The sequence below is a fragment of the Pseudoflavonifractor sp. SW1122 genome (genome assembly GCF_012027765.1).
Lineage (GTDB): Bacteria > Bacillota > Clostridia > Oscillospirales > Oscillospiraceae > Enterenecus > Enterenecus faecium.
Genome location: NZ_SJOS01000056.1, coordinates 1 through 15,906 on the forward strand (window position 1 = coordinate 1; position 15,906 = coordinate 15,906).

Consider the following 15,906-nt stretch of genomic DNA (forward strand, 5'->3'; position numbering starts at 1 on the left):
AGGCCACCAGGGGCAACTCGGGGGGAATATCCATGGGCAGGTCCTTGCTGGAGTGGACGGTGAAGTCCACCCGGCCCTCCAGGAGTGCACGGTCCAGCTCTTTGACAAACAGCCCCTTGCCGCCAATCTGGCTCAGGGGGCGGTCTAAAATGAGGTCGCCGGTGGTCGTCATGGTCACCAGCTCCACCTCGGCGGTGGGGTCATAGGCCCGGATGGAATCAATGACCATCTCGCTTTGTATCACGGCCAGCCGACTGTCTCGGCTTCCAATGCGTATCTTCATATAGAGTCCTCCAAGAGTTCTCGAATCTGTCGGGCACAGCGGGCGGTTTTGGCGTGGTCGGTGCCGTCGCCTACCACACCTGCCACCAGTCCCTCTCCCACGCACAGGGCGGGGAAGAAAAAGGTGCACGCTGTGGGGGCGTCCGCCACACTGATGGGGATGCCCCGGTCTCGGGCCTCCTGGGCCACCTGCCCGTTTATTTCCCGGCAGTCGGTGGCAGCTACGGCTAGGGTTGCCCCTTCCAAGTCGCCGGGGCGATAGGGGCGGGATATGTGGGTCACCGTTGGCATGTCCGGGTGCAGGGTGGGGGCAATCACCACCACGTCCGCCCCGCACTGTTGCAGGGTGCGGACCCGGCGCAGGGCCACCTTCCCGCCGCCCACCAGCACCACCTTCTGGCCCGTCAGGTCAATAAACAGGGGAAAGCGGGGGTAGCCGCTCATGATGGGGCCCCCTTTCCCGTGGTGTGAGCCCGGATTTTCTGGGCGCACTGGCGCAGGCTGTCCGGGTCAGGCGGCGTGGGCAGGCCGCCCAGCAGCAGCTCCACGGTGCGCTGCACCGTCAGGGCGATGACCTCCTCCTGGTCCAGCTCCTCCTCCTGGAGCTGGGGAGCGGCGGCCAGGCGCTGGACGATGGACAGCTTCAGCTCCTCTTGCACGGGGAGGCTGACCTTATAATTGAGCCAGCGGTAAAATTGCCGCTGGTGCTTGTCCAAAATTTCCGTCACTTCGGGGGGGACGGTGTGGAGGGGGGCGGTATCCATGAGGTCGTCCACGTTGAAGAGCTTCACGCCCTCCAGCTGTCCCACCTGGGGCTCAATGTCCCGGGGGATGGCCAAATCCACCATCACCTGGGGCAGCTGGGCCACGGATTCCAGCTGTTCTACCGTGACAGTATAGTGGGGGCTGGCGGTGGCGGAGACCAGAATGTCCACCCCGTCCAGCAGCTCAAAGCGGCGGTCATAGGGCTGGGCCTCGCACCCCGAGGGCACCACGGTCTCCCCGTGGCGGTAGGTGCGCAGGGTCACCATCACCCGGCACCCGGCCTCGTGGAGCAGACGGGCGGACAGCTTGCCCATCTCCCCGTTGCCGATGACGATGGCCCGTTTTCCCTCCAGGCTGCCCAGGTGCTGGCGCAGCAGGGCTACCCCCTGGCTGGCGGCCGAGGTGGGCAGGGAGGTCAGGCGCACGGTGGAGCGAATCTCCTTCCCGGCGGAGATGGCGGAGCGGAACAGGGTCTCCAGCATGGGGTGGGCGGCTCCCGCCTCCCGGGACAGGGTGATGGCCCGTTTGACCTGGGCCAGAATCTGGTCCTCGCCCCATACTCTCGAGCGCAGACCTGCCGCCACCTGCATCAGGTGTTCCACCGCCTCCCCGCCCTGACGGGTGACAAAGGCGGCGGAGAAGGGGGCAAACTCCACCCCGGCGGCGTGGCACAGCATTTGGCCCGGGTGGCAGGTGTCTTCACAGCACAGGTAGATTTCGGTGCGGTTGCAGGTGGACAAAATCACACAGCCGTGGATGTTGGGCAGCTGGGCGATGTGGGCGTCCAGCCGCTGCACGTGGGTGGCGGTGAAGGACAGGGCCTCCCGCAGGTCGATGGGGGCCAGATGGTGTTCCAGGCTGGACATGACAACGAGCATAGAGGATCCTCATTTCTCTCTCCGAGTGAAAAATTCGTTCCCTGCCGCCTCCTGGGCGTGGGCCACAAAGAGGCGGCGGATGGCAGGGCAGTCCCCCAGCCCTTGGGACACGGCGGACACCGGAACGCCCAGGCGCTCCAGCTGTCCGCACCAGCTTTGTTCCCCGGCCAGCAAGTCCCGGGTGGCGTGGACGCCGCACACCACCATGAGGGGGTGGACGTGGAGCCGGGTGACGGCCCCGGCCTCACGGATGCGGCGGGCGGTCTCCGCCGGGGTGGGTCCGTCCTGGAGGGTGCCCACGAAATAGCGGGTGTGGCCCTGGCGGTGCAGGGCCTGTTCCAGCTGGGCATAGACCCCGTGGGCCTCATGGCTGGCGCCGTGGCCCAGAAACAGCGCCCCCTCCTGGGGGGCCAGAGGAGGCAGACAGGTGGGCAGGGCTTTTGCCACGGCCTCGATGTCCTGGGGCGTGGCCAGCAGGGGCTGGCCCACCCACAGGTCCAGACGCTGGGCGTAGGGCTCCAGCTGGGCCACCATGGTCTGGTATTCCCCGGCAAACAGCAGATAGGTGGGCTGGACCAGCACATGCTGGGCTCCATCTTGAGTGAGCTGGGCCAGGGCCTCCGATACCAGGGGAACCCGGGGGCCGCCGCCCCGCACCAGGGCGTCCCGGAGCCGGGGGTGGGCAAAGGCGTGGATGAGGGGCAGGCGGGGGAAGGCCGCCCCGATTTCCCGGGCCAGATTGGCCAGAGTGGGCAGGGCGGAGACTTGGCTGGTGCCGTAGGACACCACCAAAACCGCGGCGGGGTGTTCCATGTCCGTTCCTCCTCTCCCCGCAGAGCATTCACATTCCAGTATACTATATTTTCCCCGCCTGTCCACCCCTTTTCCCTATAAAAGAGTGAAAAAAGGTGGAAGCCATGGGGCTTCCACCTTGGTGTAAACGTATATTGTTTTGTATCTGTGGAGAGAGGAAGAGGGCCTGATCCTCTCCACGTTCGATTCCAGCCCTCCGGCCTGGTGGGGACGCTCCCCGCTGGGGGTTCCTTTTGCTCGGTCAAAAGGAACCAAAACCCGCTTAGGGCGTTCCCCCCTAAGGACCTCCCTGGGGTACGAGGCTGGGCCTGCGGTGGTTCTCAGGCCGGGCCGAAAAGCAAGTACCATACCAAGGGAGTAAAAAGCTCTGATTTTCTCTATTACTGCCGGGATAGTGCACGTTTCTCCAGGTTTCGGCCCTTTCTGGTCCCCCGGCCCACGGCGGCCGGGAATCGGCCGCACACCGCCAAACTTGAGGCCCTGGCAAAAGAAACGGAATCTATCAGCGGAGTAGGTATATCCCAGAGAGGCTATACGCCATCTATGTGACCTCTCCAGGTCCAGGGCCGACTACGGCCCCACCGCACAAAACAAAATAAAATCATTGGGGTTTCAAAAGGGGCGGGCCCCTTTTGTGGCTTTTCGTCCATTTTGGCCAGTCAAAATGGACCCCAGCGGAGCGTCCCCGGCTGGGGCGCAGGTCTGCACCTGAGAAATGGGAGAAGGACCGCCCCTCACTCTGCCTGATGGCAGAAACATGAACCCCCAGCGGGTAGCGTCCCCACCAGGCTGGCAAGCCTGCGTCTGGGCCTTGGAGACGGTCAGGCCACGGGAAAAGACAGGGTAATGACCAGCTGCCCCTCCTGATATTTGGCCTCCAAAGTGCCCTCCATCTGCTGGGTGAGCAGCTTGGCGATGGACAGGCCCAGGCCGGTGGAGTGGCGGGCGGTCTCCACGGTAAAAAAGCGGTCGAAGAGCCGCTGCACCAACACCGGATTCAGGTCCGGGGCGGAGTTAGCAAAGGTGATGACCCCGTCCGGGGTCATGGTGACGGCAAAGTCCCCGGCGCTGTACTTTAGGGCGTTGCTGATGATGTTGCTCAACACCCGCCCCGCCGCCGTGGGGTCCAGATTCCGCTCCACCCGGCCCGCTGGCAGCTGGATGGTGGGCTCCATGCCCCGCTGCTCCATGGCCCCGCAGTAGGACAGCAACGCCTCCTCCACCAGGCCTCGCAGGTCCACCCGCTGGGGGTGGAGGGGCTGGGGGGCGGTGAGCAGGGCGTAGGCAAACAGCTCCTCGGACAGCTGGTGGAGCACCTGGGTGCGGTTGGAGATCTGGAACAGGTACCGCTCCACCATCTCCGACTTCTCCTCCCCCTCCAGCAGGGCCAGATAGCCCACGATGGCGGTGAGGGGGGTGCGCAGGTCGTGGGAGATGTTGGTGATGGCCTCTTTCAGCTCCAGGTCCCCGTGCTGGTACCGCTGCCGCTCCGCTCGCAGTTGGGCCAGCTGCCCGTTGAGGGCGTCGGCCAGCGCCCGCATCTCCCGGTCCCCAGAGGATACAGCCAGCAGGGTATTGGTCTCACGCTCCAGCTGTTGGGCCATCCCCTCCCGGAGCTGCCGGGCGGATTTGCGCAGCGTGTACACCTTCCCGGCCAAAATCAGGAGGAGAACCCCCAAAAGAGCCACCAAAATCCAGGGTAACAGCTTCATACGCCCTCCTCGGTCAGTTCAAATCTTTCCGCCGGAATCCCCACAGCCCTGCCCCCGTGGTCACCACGGTGAGGGCGGCGGAGTACACGGGCAGAAGGGGCAGGTTGGGAGCGTCCCAGACTACGCACTGCATGATCTGTCCGCCGGGGGTCACGTCGCACAGCAGCTGGAACACATCCCGCTTGGTGCCCTCCAGATAGAAGGGGTATGGCGCTTCTTGCTCCTCCCATTCCTCCAAGACCGGGTTATAGATCATCTGAGTATAGGTGGGCGGATAGTTCAAATAGGAGTAAAGGTAGCTGCCGGAGATTAGCAGGCCAAAAGACAGCACCAGGGCCACCACGGCGGACACGGCCCGCTTTGGAATGAGCATGGCCAGCATGGTATACACAGAGGCCAGAGCCACGGTGAGCACCAGAGTGGCGCCCAGATAGGCCAGAACGGTGCCCATATCGGTCTCCAAAGGGCCAAACAGGGGGGTACCCACCGCCAGATAGAGCAGAAGGTAGCCCACACACATCAACAGACAGGCTACGGTGCAGGTGACCAGATGGCTGAGGTAAATTTCCCAGCGGCGGTGCCCCACCACCAGTTTGTTGCGCATAGAGCCGTCGCTGTAGTCGGTACCGATAAACAGGGCGCAAAAGAGGGCGAAGAGAATGCACACAAAGGGGATAAAGTTCAAAAACTCTGCATCCAGGTGCTGAGAATAGGGAATGGGATGCCGGAGTTCATATAGATAGCAGGACACCGGAACAAAGGCCCCTGTCCCCACCTGGAAGATCATACACGCCCAGAAGCTCTTGCTCCGCCACAGGCGGAAGAAGTCGGCCCGCAACAGGTTACTCATGCCCCTCACCTCCCACCAGACTCATGTAATAGCTCTCCAGGCTCTCATCCTGCTGGTGCATGGCGGACACCTGGCACCCGGCGTCCGCCAGGGCCTGCACCAGCTCCGTCACATGGGGATGGGCGTAGATGTTGGCGGTGTGGGAGGAGTCAATGGCGTAGTCCAGCCCCATCCCGTCCAGCACCCGGGCCAAAATAGCCACGTTGGACACCTCCACATGGGTGCATTTGCGGCAGGCGGCCTCCACCTCTCCGGCGCTGACCTCCTGGACCATGCGGCCCCGGTCCAAAAAGCCGTAGTGGGTGGCCAGCCGGGCCAGCTCGTCCAGAATGTGGCTGGAGAGGAGAATGGTGATCTGGTGCTCCCGGTTCAGCCGCAGCAGCAGCTCGCGAATTTCCACAATTCCCTGGGGGTCCAGGCCGTTCACCGGCTCGTCCAGCACCAGAAAGTCCGGGCTTCCCACCAGGGCCATGGCAATCCCCAGTCTCTGGCGCATGCCCAGGGAGAAGTGGCGCACGGTTTTCTTTCCCGGGTTCTCCAGCCCTACCAGCTCCAGCAGGTGGGGGAGGTCCTGATAAGAGGGCAGGCCCAGAACCTGGGCCTGCAATTTCAGATTATGGATGGCGGACAGGTCCTGATAGATGGCGGGGGACTCCACCACCGCTCCCATCCGCCGCCGGACCTGCTGGATGGCGGGGTCCCGAAATGGGGTGCCGTACAGGGTGTAGCTCCCGGCGGTGGGGGATTGCAGCCCGCAGAGGATACGAATCAGGGTGGTTTTTCCCGCCCCATTCCGGCCCACCAGGCCGTAGATGGACCCTTTGGGCACCTGCATGGTGAGGTTTTGCAGGGCGTAGGTGTGGCCGTATCGTTTCGACAGGCCGTGGGCTTGGCAGACCAGTTCCATGCTCACGCCTCCTGCTGAATCCATACCCGGGCGTGTACTGTCACGTAGTCGGCCACATAGTCCAGCACCAGGGCCAGGGCCACGCCGCAGAACAGGTCAATGACGCTGTGCTGCCGCAGCAGTACCGTGGAGGCCAAAATGGACAGATTTAGAAGCTGCATACACGTCCCTACCACCCGGCGCTGGGTGGTAGGCTTGGCCTTGGCCCAGCGGTGATAGCTCAGGGCCACGGTCATGGAGTTAAAGGCGTGGATGGAGGGCCAGACGTTGGTGTCGGTGTCCACCCCCCACAGCTGCCGCACCACCTGGGTGAAGAAGTCGTTGCCGGGGATGGAGTCCGGGCGCAGGTCCACCCCGTTGGGGATGAGGGCGCACAGGGCCACGCACAGAGTCATGCCCCCGAACAGGGGCAGACACAGCCGCCAGAACTCTTGCCGGGGCTGGGTGAACAGAAGCCAGAACAAGGTGGCAGGCACCCACACAAACCAGGCGAAGTAGGGGATGACGGCATACTTACAGAAGGGAATCCAGTCGTCCAGAAAACAGTGGACAATCCACTCCGGTTTGATAAAGTGCTCCAGGGCTCCAAAGCACACCAGGTAGAACACCAGATACCCGGCCATAAAGAGGATGGGATGACGTTTACACCAGTCGATCATAATTTATCTCCTTGCGCTTGATGGGGATAGTGTACCAGAGAGGGGTCAAGGAAGCGGTGAAGAAATGGGTCAAGAAATCATCAAGATTTTAAGAAGCGGTCAGGCGAAAGCCAATACCCCACACGGACTGGAGGTACTCTTTGCCGCTGGCCTGACGCAGCTTCTTCCGCAGGTTGCTCATGTGCTGTTTCAGGGAGCTGTCGGTGCAGTCCGGGGTGTCCAGGCTGATGCGCTCCAAAATGACGCTCTTGGACAGGGCTTGGTTGGGGTGCTGGAGAAACAGCTTCAAGATGGCGTACTCCGTCTTGGTCAGGTGTACCTCCTGGCCGGCCACCGTCACCTGACGGGAGAGGGAGTCCAGGCTCAGTTCCCCCACAGTGAGCACCTGGCCCTCCTCCTCCCCACGGGGGCGGCGGAGATGCACCCCAATGCGGGCCAGCAGCTCCTGGGGGTGGAAGGGCTTGGTGATGTAGTCCACCGCGCCTGCCTGGAGCAGTTCCACCTTGTTCTCCACATCCCCCTTGGCGCTGAGGATGATGACGGGGAAGCTCTGAATTTTGGGCAGTACCTCCTCCCCGGACAGGCCGGGGAGCATCAGGTCCAGCAGCACCAGGTCGGGCCGCTGCTGGGAGAGCAGGTAGAGGGCCTCGGTGCCCGAGTACGCCCGCAGCACTTGATACCCTTCCCGGCGCAGCAGCTGCTCCAGGACATCTCCAATGTGGATGTCGTCGTCAATGATGGCGATGGTTTTCATAGGGCACCTCCCAGCAGAATGGTCACAGATACCACACATTATAGTGACGGAGCGGGGAAAAGGCAAGAGGGGAGGCTGTGCTGTACCAAGACAGGGAGCCAATAAAAATTTCCCAGCCCTATTGACAAGACTGTGGCTACTGTATATACTGTGTATACACAGAAAGCAAACGAGGTGATGGTTTGAATCTCTACATTGACAACCGCAGTGGGTCCCCCATCTACGATCAGATTTACACCCAGATCAAACATCAGATCATCAGCGGGGAGCTGGAGGCGGACCAAGCCCTCCCCTCCATCCGAAACCTGGCCAAGGACCTGCGCATCAGCGTCATCACCACCAAGCGGGCCTATGAGGAGCTGGAGCGGGAGGGGTTCATTTACACCCTCCCCGCCAAGGGCTGTTTTGTGGCCCCAAAGAATGTGGAGCTGCTGCGGGAGGAGACCTTGAAGCAGATTGAGGGACACATGGAAGAGATATGGAAGCTGGCGGCCAGCTGTCAGCTGACGCGGGAGGAACTGCTGGAGATGTTCCGCCTGAGTATGGAGGAGTGAGACCATGAACGCACTGGAAATTCGGAATTTAACCAAAGACTACGGGGAGTTTACCCTGGATAACCTGAATCTCACCCTGCCCTGTGGGTGCATTATGGGCCTCATTGGCGAGAATGGAGCGGGCAAGAGCACCACCATCAAGCTGATTCTGGACATGATTGGCCGGGATGAGGGCACCATCACCCTCCTGGGCCGGGACAACCGGGAGGATATGCTCCTCACCAAGCAGGACATCGGGGTGGTGCTGGACGAGGTGGGCATCCCCTCTTGCCTCAATGCGGTGCAGGTGGGCAAGGTGATGGCCCACACCTTCACCCGGTGGGACAAGGAGCTGTACGCCCAGTATCTCAAAACGCTGAACCTCCCCGAAAAACGCCCCTTCAAGGAGTATTCCAAGGGCATGAAGATGAAGCTGGGCATTGCCGTGGCCCTGTCCCACCACCCCAAGCTGCTCATTCTGGACGAGGCCACCTCGGGGCTGGACCCGGTGGTGCGGGACGAAGTGGTGGAGATGTTCAGCGAGTTCACCCGGGACGAGAGCCACGCCGTGCTCATCTCCTCCCACATTGTCAGCGATTTGGAGAAAATCTGTGACTACATCGCCTTTTTGCACAAGGGAAAGCTGATGCTCTGTGAGGAGAAGGACCGACTGCTGGAGGAGTACGGGCTCATCCACTGCTCCAAGGAGCAGCTGTCCGAGCTGGACCCCCAGGCGGTGCGCGGGGTGAAGGCGTCCCCCTACGGGGTGGAGGCTCTGGTGCGCCGGGACGGCGTGCCTGCCGGGATGCAGGTGAGCCCTGTGAGCATCGAAGAGCTGTTTATCTTTATGGTGAAGGAGGCGGCGTAACATGAAAGGGCTGCTTTTGAAGGACTTTTATATGGCGAAGCGTTATTTTGGCTGGTTTATGTTGGTGATTGCGGGCATGCTAATTATGTCTTGCTTAGTAGAAGACATGCAAATTTTTTTGATCTATCCTATGATTGTGTCCAATATCATACCGGTCAGCCTCATAGCCTATGATGAACACGACAAATGGAGCCAATATAGCGGAACGCTTCCTTATACCAGAGCTCAGGTGGTTACAGGCAAGTATTTGGTGAGTGTGTGCTTGGGAGTTGCTTTTTTTCTGCTGTCCATGGCTGTGGCTTCCGTGCGTATGCAGATGTATGGACAGTTTATCATGGAAGCTTGGATGAGAATAGGAGTAATCGTACTAATTCTGGGTTGTTTGGCACCCATTTTGATGCTCCCAGTTGTCTTTAAGTTTGGAGCAGAAAAGGGACGCGTTATTTATCTGGTTATCCTTGGTGTGATCTGTGGAGTGCTCATGGGCTTGGATGTGAAAGGAATTTCCTTATCTACTATGCATAACTTGTGGCCCATCGTGGCAGTACTAGGTGTAATGGTGGCCCTGTACATCCTGTCCTGGCGGCTCTCCATCCGCTTCTACCAGAAGCGGGACCTGTGACAAGAGGCAAATTCGACAAAAATACCCTCCATTTCTCGTGCGGGAAATGGAGGGTGTTTTTTGAGAAAATCCTTGTTTGACGGTGGGATATGTGATAAAATTTCGGGGATAATGTGTAAAGAGGGAGGATGGCTTCCGGGTGGCCGGGAGCCGACGTGTGAGGATGGCAAATAAAATCGGTTTTGACAATCAAAAGTACCTGGAGATGCAGTCCGCCCACATTCGGGAGCGAATTTCCCAGTTTGGCGGCAAGCTGTACCTGGAGTTTGGCGGCAAGCTCTTTGACGACTACCACGCCTCCCGGGTGCTGCCTGGGTTTGCCCCGGACAGCAAAATCCGCATGCTGTTGGAGCTGCGGGACAGCGTAGAGGTGGTCATTGCCATCGCTGCCGCCGCCATTGAGCAGAACAAGGTGCGGGGCGATTTGGGCATTACCTATGACGAGGACGTGCTGCGCCTCATTGACACCTTCCGCTCCAAGGGCCTGTATGTGGGCAGCGTGGTCATCACCCAGTACGCCGGGCAGCCCGCCGCCGACGCCTTCAAGCGCCGCCTGGAGGACCTGGGTGTTACGGTGTACCTCCACTATCCCATTGCCGGGTATCCCCACGACATTCCCCACATCGTCTCCGACGAGGGCTATGGCCGCAACGACTACATTGAGACCACCCGGCCCCTGGTGGTGGTCACGGCTCCCGGCCCTGGCTCAGGCAAAATGGCCACCTGCCTGTCCCAGCTCTATCACCACCACCGCCGCGGGGTGAAGGCGGGCTATGCCAAGTTTGAGACCTTCCCCATCTGGAACCTGCCCCTCCAGCACCCGGTGAACCTGGCCTATGAGGCCGCCACCGTGGACCTCAACGACGTGAACATGATCGACCACTTCCACCTCCAGGCCTACGGCCAGACCACGGTGAACTACAACCGGGATATTGAGGTGTTCCCGGTGCTCCGGGCCATGTTCGAGCAGATCATGGGGGAGAGCCCCTACAAGTCTCCCACCGACATGGGCGTGAACATGGCGGGCAACTGCATCGTGGACGACGAGGTGGTGCGAGCCGCCGCCTGTCAGGAGATCATCCGCCGCTACTACACCGCCCTGTGTGACGTGCGCCGGGGCCAGGGGGACAAGGAGAGCGTGTACAAGCTGGAGCTGCTGATGAAGCAGGCCGGGGTGTCCACCGCCGACCGCCCCGTGGTGGCCGCCGCTGAGGCCCGGGCCGAGGAGACGGGAGAGCCCGCCGCCGCCATTGAGCTGCCCGACGGCACCATCGTCACCGGCAAGACCACCGAGCTCATGGGCTCCTCCTCTGCGGCCCTGCTCAACGCGTTGAAGAAGCTGGCCGGGCTGGGGGATGAGGTGCACATGATCTCCCGAGAGGCCATTGAGCCCATCCAGAAGGTGAAGATTCAGCACCTGGGCAGCCAGAACCCCCGTCTGCACAGCGACGAGGTGCTCATTGCCCTGGCCATCTCCGCCGCCACCGATCCCCAGGCAGATCTGGCCCTGTCCCAGCTGGACAAGCTGCGGGGCTGTGACGCCCACTCCTCGGTGATTCTCTCCGCCGCGGACAGCAATGTGTATCAGAAGCTGGGCCTGCGCATGACCTGCACCCCCCACTATCAGAGCAATAAGCTGTATCATAAGTGAGAAATGCCCCCTGGAAGCATTGCTTCCAGGGGGTTATTGTTTCCCTGCATGGGGGCAATGGGAGTCCGTACAGTGGAGACACGCTTGGTCCGTGATAGAAGTGTAGCAGCACATCAGATAATCGCATTCATCACAGCAGCACTCGATGGGAATGCCGGAATCATCACAATGCTGTCCGTTTCCCGGGCAGTCTTTGCCGAGATTTCCGGGAATTAAAATTGTGCCAGTTGTATCTACGATCATGGTATATCACCCTGTCCATTGGAGTATACTTCATTTTAATGCACTGTAATATATAATGCAATAATAATTGCTATATTACGTGTATTCTTTCCCTTAAAAAGCAAGTAAACTTTTTGTAGGGGTGATATCATGTTTGAGATTAAAAAGCCACAAAACTCCAATAAAACCATTCGTATGCCGGATGATTTAATTCAAAAATTACAAAAATTGGCGGATGAAAATGACATCTCCTTTAATCAGTTGGTGATTCAATGCTGCGAATATGCCTTGGAGCATAGGAATTCCAACGATAAATAAATTCTCTCATGGGGAAGGGACGGTTGGCTGTGATTCGGCTGGATGTTTTGCGCATTTTAGAAAAGCAGGGAAGGACGAAATACTGGCTTTATAAGCAGCTGGGCATGAGCTACCAGAATTTCAACCGCATGGTGAACAACGAGACCAAATCCATCCGCTATGAGAACATTGAGACCATGTGTCTGCTGCTGAACTGCACGCCCAACGATCTGTTTGTCATCACGGAGGAGTGATGCACCAGACCAAAAGCCTCCCTTGTGTAAAGGGAGGTGGCATGGCGTAGCCATGACGGAGGGATTGTTCTTCTGAATGGTCTCGTTCCGGCTTGCCAGCCTGGCAGGGACGCTCCGCTGGGGTAACTTTCTGCCGCCAGAAAGTCACCAAAGACCGCCAAAGGCGGGGCCTTCCCCCGCCTTGTGGAATCCACCCCGCGGTACGGGGTGTCTCTGCGTCCTCCTCTTTGCGGCCCTGGACTGGTCCCTGTCACATAGATGGCGTAGACATTCTGTGGGTGGTGCCTGCTCCTCTGTATAATGGTACTTCTATTCCCAGGGCCTTACTCTGGTGAGCCGCTGTTCCCAGCGGTCGGGGGCTTGGCTTCCGGTAACTGCCAGACTCAAAGCCTCCCTCCCGGAGGGAGCCAAAGAGATGCGCAGCCCTAAATAGCAAAAAGCACCCCCGGAAGCCAACGCTTCCGGGGGTGCTTCATCGGTTATTTACGGTTGTCAAACTGGGCCAGGGCGGAACATGCCAATCCGATGCCCAGCATGCCCATGCCGTTGGAGACGGTCAACTCGTTCAGGAGCAGCAGCACCACCACCGCCACCCCCATGGCCAGAGCCACGGCTCGTGCGATGGTGGACAGATGGATGGACACCTCATGTTCTTGCTTCTCCGGGGTGTAGGTCTGCATCAAGTCATCCAGGGATACTCCCAGCACTTCAGCCAGACGGTGGACCGTGTTGATGTCGGGGCAGGACAGGTCACGCTCCCATTTGGACACCGCTTTATCTGTAACCCCCATCTGTTGCGCCAGCTCCAGCTGGGTCATTCCCTTTTCTTTGCGCAGCTCTGCAATGCGTGCGCCCAGCGTCTTTGCCATGACCAGACCACTCCCTTGTCGTTGATAACGTCATGATAGCAAAATCAGGGGTGGAATGCAACCGACGGACAGTTTCCTTCCCTCGACTTCTGGTTGACTCAGGGGTAGAGAGGGAATTTCATGATAGCTTGGTGACAGTCGCCCCGTGCTGCTCCCCCCACGCCGCGTCCCGGCTGTGACAGGAGAAGAGAAGCACTTGCCGCTCCTGGGCTTGCTGGGCCAGCAGTTCCAGGGCAGCGGCGGCCCGGGTATCGTCGAAGTTTGCCAGGGTGTCGTCCAGCACCAGAGGGGCCTGGGGGGCGGTGAGGTCACAGAGGGCCAAACGCAGGGCCAGATACAGCTGCTCCTGGGCACCCGCAGAGAGAAACAGCTGGGAGTGGGGCAGCTGTACCCCCTCCTGCTCCACCTGGGCGGACAGGTCCCGGGCCAGGGTCAGCCCACAGTGCCGTCCCCCGGTGAGTCGGGCCAGGAGCTGCCCCGCCTTCTCATTCAAAGCGGGGGAGAACCGCTGGCGCAGGGTGGCGTTGGCCTCCTCCAGCCCCTCCAGGGCCAGGGTGAGGGCCTGGTACTCCTCCTGTCGCTGGGCAATCTGCCCCGCCAGCTCGTCCCGGCGGCTCTCCGTTTCCAGCGTGTCCCGGCCCAAAGCCCCGGTGGCCTGGTCCAGGCGGGTCTGCCACTGGGCCATCTGGCCCTCCACCTGCCGCAGCTGGGCGGTGAGCACCTGGGGGTCTGCGGTGGGTGGCGTCACGGAAGCCGTGGGACGCTGGGCCCCCTGGGCCTCTAGGTCTGCCACCCGCTCCCCTGCGTGTTGCACCTGGGCCTCCAGCTGCTGCCGCTGGGTCAGCCAGTCCAGATACCGCTGCAACGCCCCTTGCATGTTCTCCCCCTGGGGCGGGGCGGGGGTGTACAGGATTCTATCGTATTTGCCCATTTTGGCCACCAACACCATGGCCAGAATGACGGCTGCCGCCATGCACCCGAAGCCCACGAAGGACAGGGGGTACAGGGTGAGGAAAAAGCCCAGGATGATGAGCAGCAGGCCCCCCACACCCAGTATCGGCACCCACAGCCTCAAAGCGGCGGACAGGCGGTTCCGGCTGGCCTTGGCCTGCTGCCGCTGGCGGCTGTGCTCCTGGCCCTGCTGGTTGAGGTTTCCCGCCTGCTCCATGGCCTGGGCGGCGGTGAGCCCCCGGAAGCGGGGGTCCGGGGCGGGGAGAGACTCCAGAGCCTGTTGGGCCTGGGCCTGCTGCTGGAGGGCCTGGGCGTACCGCTGGTTGAGCGCCTGTTGGCGGTAGGCCTGGTGCTGCTCCAGTTGACGCTCCAGCTGCTGTTTGCGCACTTGCAGTCCAGCCAGTTCCTGCCGAGCTTGGGCCTGGGTCTGCCGAGCCTGGGCGGTGTCCTCCAGGGTGCGGCGCACCTGCCCCAGCTCTCCCTCCAGCTGTGGGATGAGCCCGGTGGAGCGGTTGGCCTGGCGGCGGTTGCGCCAGTCCTTCAAGGTGCGCACGGTGGCGGAGTAGGAGACCTCCTCCTCTCCGGTGGTGGCCAGAGCGGCAATGCGCCGCTCCAAATCCGGGGCGGCGGTGACGGCGGTGTCCCCCTGGCCCACCAGGGCACAGCGGACAAACACCTCCCGGCTCACCCCCGTGAGGGTCTCCCCCACGTTGGCGGCGGTGAGGAAGGGCACCGGGTCCCCGGTGGCGGTATACACCGCCTCAAAGCCCCCGAAGGGGCCGGAGCGGTTGGCAAAGCGGCGCAGAGTGATGCGCTGCCCCTGCCACTCCAACCGGAGTTCCCCCGCCATGGCGGCCCCAGACCAGGGCTGATAGCGGGTCTTCTGGGCCAGATGCCCCGCCTTGTCTCGCTCCCGGGTGTCGATGCCGTAGAGCATGGCGGTGAGGAAGGCCGCCCAGGTGGATTTTCCACACTCGTTGGGGGCGGTGAGGATGTTCAGCCCGGGGGAGAGGGTGAGGGTGGCCCCCTCCAGCTTGCCGAAGGTGGCGGTCATGGAGATGATGTTCATGCTCGAATGTCCTCCTCTCCCTCCAGGGCAGCCAGCCCGAAGCGGGTGGCCAAAATGAGCCGGGCCTGCTCCTCTGGGGGAGCCACCCGGATTTTTTCCGACATGGTGCGCAGGAAAAGGCCCGTCAGCGAGTCCTCTCCCGCCCGCTGCCACAGCTGTTTGGGCAGGGTGGTGGCATCGGTGACCTCCACATAGAAGAAATAGGGGGCTGCCTGCTGGGCGATGGAGGCCAGAGACGGCACCGTTTCCGCCTCTCCCGTGAGGGTGAGGCGTACCAGGTCGTCGGAGTACTCCAGCCCCGTCAAGGTCTGGTACAGGGTGGAAACATCCACTTCCTGGGTGCGGTACTCCCGGCAGCACAGGGGGACGAACTTGGCGGTGGTCCCCTGGTGGGTCACATCTGCGATAAGACAGCCCTTTTCCCCCGCCTCGTCAAAGCCCCGGCCCTCGGGACAGCCCGGGTAGGCCCAGGCAGTATTGCCTTCAAATTGCAGCCCCGAACAGCGGTGGATGTGGCCCAAAGCGGCGTAGTGTGCCCCGGTGGCTCCCAGCTGGCCGGGCAAAATGGGAGCGTAGCGGCCCATGGGGGCCACTTCTCCGTGGACGCAGAGGAGGTGCAGCCGCCCGTCCTTTGGTACGGTGTACCCGGACAGGGGGGAGTCCTCCCGATGGGGAGAAGTGAAGGCGCAGCCGTGGACCACGGCATGGAGCTCAGAAAGTTCCACAGCTTCCATCTGGGGTGTGGAAAAGATGTGTACGTTGGTGGGCCACTGGGCGGTGACGTAGGGGGACTGGGGAGTGTAGGGGTCATGGTTGCCGGGGGCGATAAAGACGGGGACGGACAGCTCCCCCAGGGCCTGGGTGAGGGCCTGGATGGACTGGGGGTAGACCCGCTGGGCATCCAACAAATCTCCCCCCAGCAGCACCAGGTCTACCCCCTCCGCCTGGGC

17 protein-coding genes and 1 pseudogene are annotated in these 15,906 nt (G+C 61.4%); 6 read left to right on the forward strand and 12 right to left on the reverse strand.

Annotated features, from left to right (window positions below):
* The 9 genes and pseudogenes from E0L15_RS10595 to E0L15_RS10630 form a co-directional block, all read right to left on the reverse strand.
* A pseudogene (locus tag E0L15_RS10595) lies at window positions 1-283 on the reverse strand (hydroxymethylbilane synthase); the annotation flags it as partial.
* A complete protein-coding gene (locus E0L15_RS12465) occupies window positions 280-726 on the reverse strand; it encodes a bifunctional precorrin-2 dehydrogenase/sirohydrochlorin ferrochelatase (RefSeq protein WP_243155470.1) in 447 nt (148 codons plus the stop codon). The gene E0L15_RS12465 and the pseudogene E0L15_RS10595, both read right to left, overlap by 4 nt.
* Window positions 723-1,925: a glutamyl-tRNA reductase gene (hemA, locus tag E0L15_RS10600; protein ID WP_243155471.1), complete on the reverse strand. Its 1,203-nt coding sequence runs from the start codon at window positions 1,923-1,925 to the stop codon at window positions 723-725. The genes E0L15_RS12465 and hemA overlap by 4 nt, the downstream gene beginning before the upstream one ends.
* A gap of 9 nt (window positions 1,926-1,934) precedes the next feature.
* Window positions 1,935-2,738 (reverse strand): sirohydrochlorin cobaltochelatase, encoded by an 804-nt coding sequence (locus E0L15_RS10605; RefSeq protein ID WP_168125569.1) that lies wholly within the window; start codon window positions 2,736-2,738, stop codon window positions 1,935-1,937.
* Between the two features lie 821 nt (window positions 2,739-3,559).
* Window positions 3,560-4,450: a HAMP domain-containing sensor histidine kinase gene (locus tag E0L15_RS10610; protein WP_168125570.1), complete on the reverse strand. Its 891-nt coding sequence runs from the start codon at window positions 4,448-4,450 to the stop codon at window positions 3,560-3,562.
* A 13-nt stretch (window positions 4,451-4,463) separates the two neighbouring features.
* The gene (locus E0L15_RS10615; protein ID WP_168125571.1) at window positions 4,464-5,300 is read right to left on the reverse strand and encodes an ABC transporter permease subunit; all 837 of its coding nucleotides are present in this window, start codon (window positions 5,298-5,300) and stop codon (window positions 4,464-4,466) included.
* On the reverse strand, window positions 5,293-6,207 hold the full coding sequence (locus E0L15_RS10620) for an ABC transporter ATP-binding protein (RefSeq protein ID WP_168125572.1): 915 nt from the start codon (window positions 6,205-6,207) through the stop codon (window positions 5,293-5,295). Before E0L15_RS10620 ends, E0L15_RS10615 begins: the two co-directional genes overlap by 8 nt.
* 2 nt (window positions 6,208-6,209) lie before the next feature.
* The gene (locus tag E0L15_RS10625; protein WP_243155472.1) at window positions 6,210-6,866 is read right to left on the reverse strand and encodes a phosphatase PAP2 family protein; all 657 of its coding nucleotides are present in this window, start codon (window positions 6,864-6,866) and stop codon (window positions 6,210-6,212) included.
* Window positions 6,867-6,954: 88 nt separating this feature from the next.
* Window positions 6,955-7,620: a response regulator transcription factor gene (locus E0L15_RS10630; RefSeq protein WP_168125573.1), complete on the reverse strand. Its 666-nt coding sequence runs from the start codon at window positions 7,618-7,620 to the stop codon at window positions 6,955-6,957.
* 182 nt (window positions 7,621-7,802) lie between these two features.
* Between E0L15_RS10630 and E0L15_RS10635 the strand changes: the two genes are divergently transcribed.
* The 6 genes from E0L15_RS10635 to E0L15_RS10660 all read left to right on the forward strand — a co-directional run bounded on the left by E0L15_RS10635 (window position 7,803) and on the right by E0L15_RS10660 (window position 12,067).
* Window positions 7,803-8,174 carry a GntR family transcriptional regulator gene (locus E0L15_RS10635; protein WP_168125574.1) on the forward strand — a complete coding sequence of 124 codons (372 nt, stop codon included), beginning with the start codon at window positions 7,803-7,805 and terminating at the stop codon, window positions 8,172-8,174.
* A gap of 4 nt (window positions 8,175-8,178) precedes the next feature.
* On the forward strand, window positions 8,179-9,021 hold the full coding sequence (locus E0L15_RS10640) for an ABC transporter ATP-binding protein (RefSeq protein WP_168125575.1): 843 nt from the start codon (window positions 8,179-8,181) through the stop codon (window positions 9,019-9,021).
* 1 nt (window position 9,022) lies between these two features.
* A complete protein-coding gene (locus E0L15_RS10645) occupies window positions 9,023-9,643 on the forward strand; it encodes an ABC-2 transporter permease (protein ID WP_168125576.1) in 621 nt (206 codons plus the stop codon).
* Window positions 9,644-9,806: 163 nt separating this feature from the next.
* A complete protein-coding gene (locus tag E0L15_RS10650) occupies window positions 9,807-11,294 on the forward strand; it encodes a DUF1846 domain-containing protein (RefSeq protein ID WP_168125577.1) in 1,488 nt (495 codons plus the stop codon).
* Window positions 11,295-11,666: 372 nt separating this feature from the next.
* Window positions 11,667-11,834, forward strand: coding sequence for a YlcI/YnfO family protein (locus E0L15_RS10655; RefSeq protein WP_168125578.1), 168 nt, complete (start codon window positions 11,667-11,669; stop codon window positions 11,832-11,834).
* Window positions 11,835-11,863: 29 nt separating this feature from the next.
* Entirely contained in the window at window positions 11,864-12,067 is a 204-nt protein-coding gene (locus E0L15_RS10660; protein WP_168125579.1) for a helix-turn-helix transcriptional regulator, read from the forward strand.
* Window positions 12,068-12,546: 479 nt separating this feature from the next.
* Here E0L15_RS10660 and E0L15_RS10665 read toward each other — a convergent pair whose 3' ends face one another.
* From E0L15_RS10665 to E0L15_RS10675, 3 genes are all read right to left on the reverse strand, one after another.
* On the reverse strand, window positions 12,547-12,936 hold the full coding sequence (locus E0L15_RS10665; RefSeq protein ID WP_168125580.1) for a helix-turn-helix transcriptional regulator: 390 nt from the start codon (window positions 12,934-12,936) through the stop codon (window positions 12,547-12,549).
* 118 nt (window positions 12,937-13,054) lie between these two features.
* Window positions 13,055-14,956 carry an AAA family ATPase gene (locus E0L15_RS12255; RefSeq protein WP_206020622.1) on the reverse strand — a complete coding sequence of 634 codons (1,902 nt, stop codon included), beginning with the start codon at window positions 14,954-14,956 and terminating at the stop codon, window positions 13,055-13,057.
* On the reverse strand, window positions 14,953-15,906 hold a 954-nt coding region (locus E0L15_RS10675; protein ID WP_168125581.1), incomplete at its 5' end, for a metallophosphoesterase. The genes E0L15_RS12255 and E0L15_RS10675, both read right to left, overlap by 4 nt.

Bases quoted from the DNA above. Each gene is read 5' to 3' on its own strand.
- E0L15_RS12465 (WP_243155470.1), bottom strand. From the start codon at position 726: ATGAGCGGCTACCCCCGCTTTCCCCTGTTTATTGACCTGACGGGCCAG.
- hemA (WP_243155471.1), bottom strand. From the start codon at position 1,925: ATGCTCGTTGTCATGTCCAGCCTGGAACACCATCTGGCCCCCATCGAC.
- E0L15_RS10605 (WP_168125569.1), bottom strand. From the start codon at position 2,738: ATGGAACACCCCGCCGCGGTTTTGGTGGTGTCCTACGGCACCAGCCAA.
- E0L15_RS10610 (WP_168125570.1), bottom strand. From the start codon at position 4,450: ATGAAGCTGTTACCCTGGATTTTGGTGGCTCTTTTGGGGGTTCTCCTC.
- E0L15_RS10615 (WP_168125571.1), bottom strand. From the start codon at position 5,300: ATGAGTAACCTGTTGCGGGCCGACTTCTTCCGCCTGTGGCGGAGCAAG.
- E0L15_RS10620 (WP_168125572.1), bottom strand. From the start codon at position 6,207: ATGGAACTGGTCTGCCAAGCCCACGGCCTGTCGAAACGATACGGCCAC.
- E0L15_RS10625 (WP_243155472.1), bottom strand. From the start codon at position 6,866: ATGATCGACTGGTGTAAACGTCATCCCATCCTCTTTATGGCCGGGTAT.
- E0L15_RS10630 (WP_168125573.1), bottom strand. From the start codon at position 7,620: ATGAAAACCATCGCCATCATTGACGACGACATCCACATTGGAGATGTC.
- E0L15_RS10640 (WP_168125575.1), top strand. From the start codon at position 8,179: ATGAACGCACTGGAAATTCGGAATTTAACCAAAGACTACGGGGAGTTT.
- E0L15_RS10645 (WP_168125576.1), top strand. From the start codon at position 9,023: ATGAAAGGGCTGCTTTTGAAGGACTTTTATATGGCGAAGCGTTATTTT.
- E0L15_RS10650 (WP_168125577.1), top strand. From the start codon at position 9,807: ATGGCAAATAAAATCGGTTTTGACAATCAAAAGTACCTGGAGATGCAG.
- E0L15_RS10655 (WP_168125578.1), top strand. From the start codon at position 11,667: ATGTTTGAGATTAAAAAGCCACAAAACTCCAATAAAACCATTCGTATG.
- E0L15_RS10665 (WP_168125580.1), bottom strand. From the start codon at position 12,936: ATGGCAAAGACGCTGGGCGCACGCATTGCAGAGCTGCGCAAAGAAAAG.
- E0L15_RS12255 (WP_206020622.1), bottom strand. From the start codon at position 14,956: ATGAACATCATCTCCATGACCGCCACCTTCGGCAAGCTGGAGGGGGCC.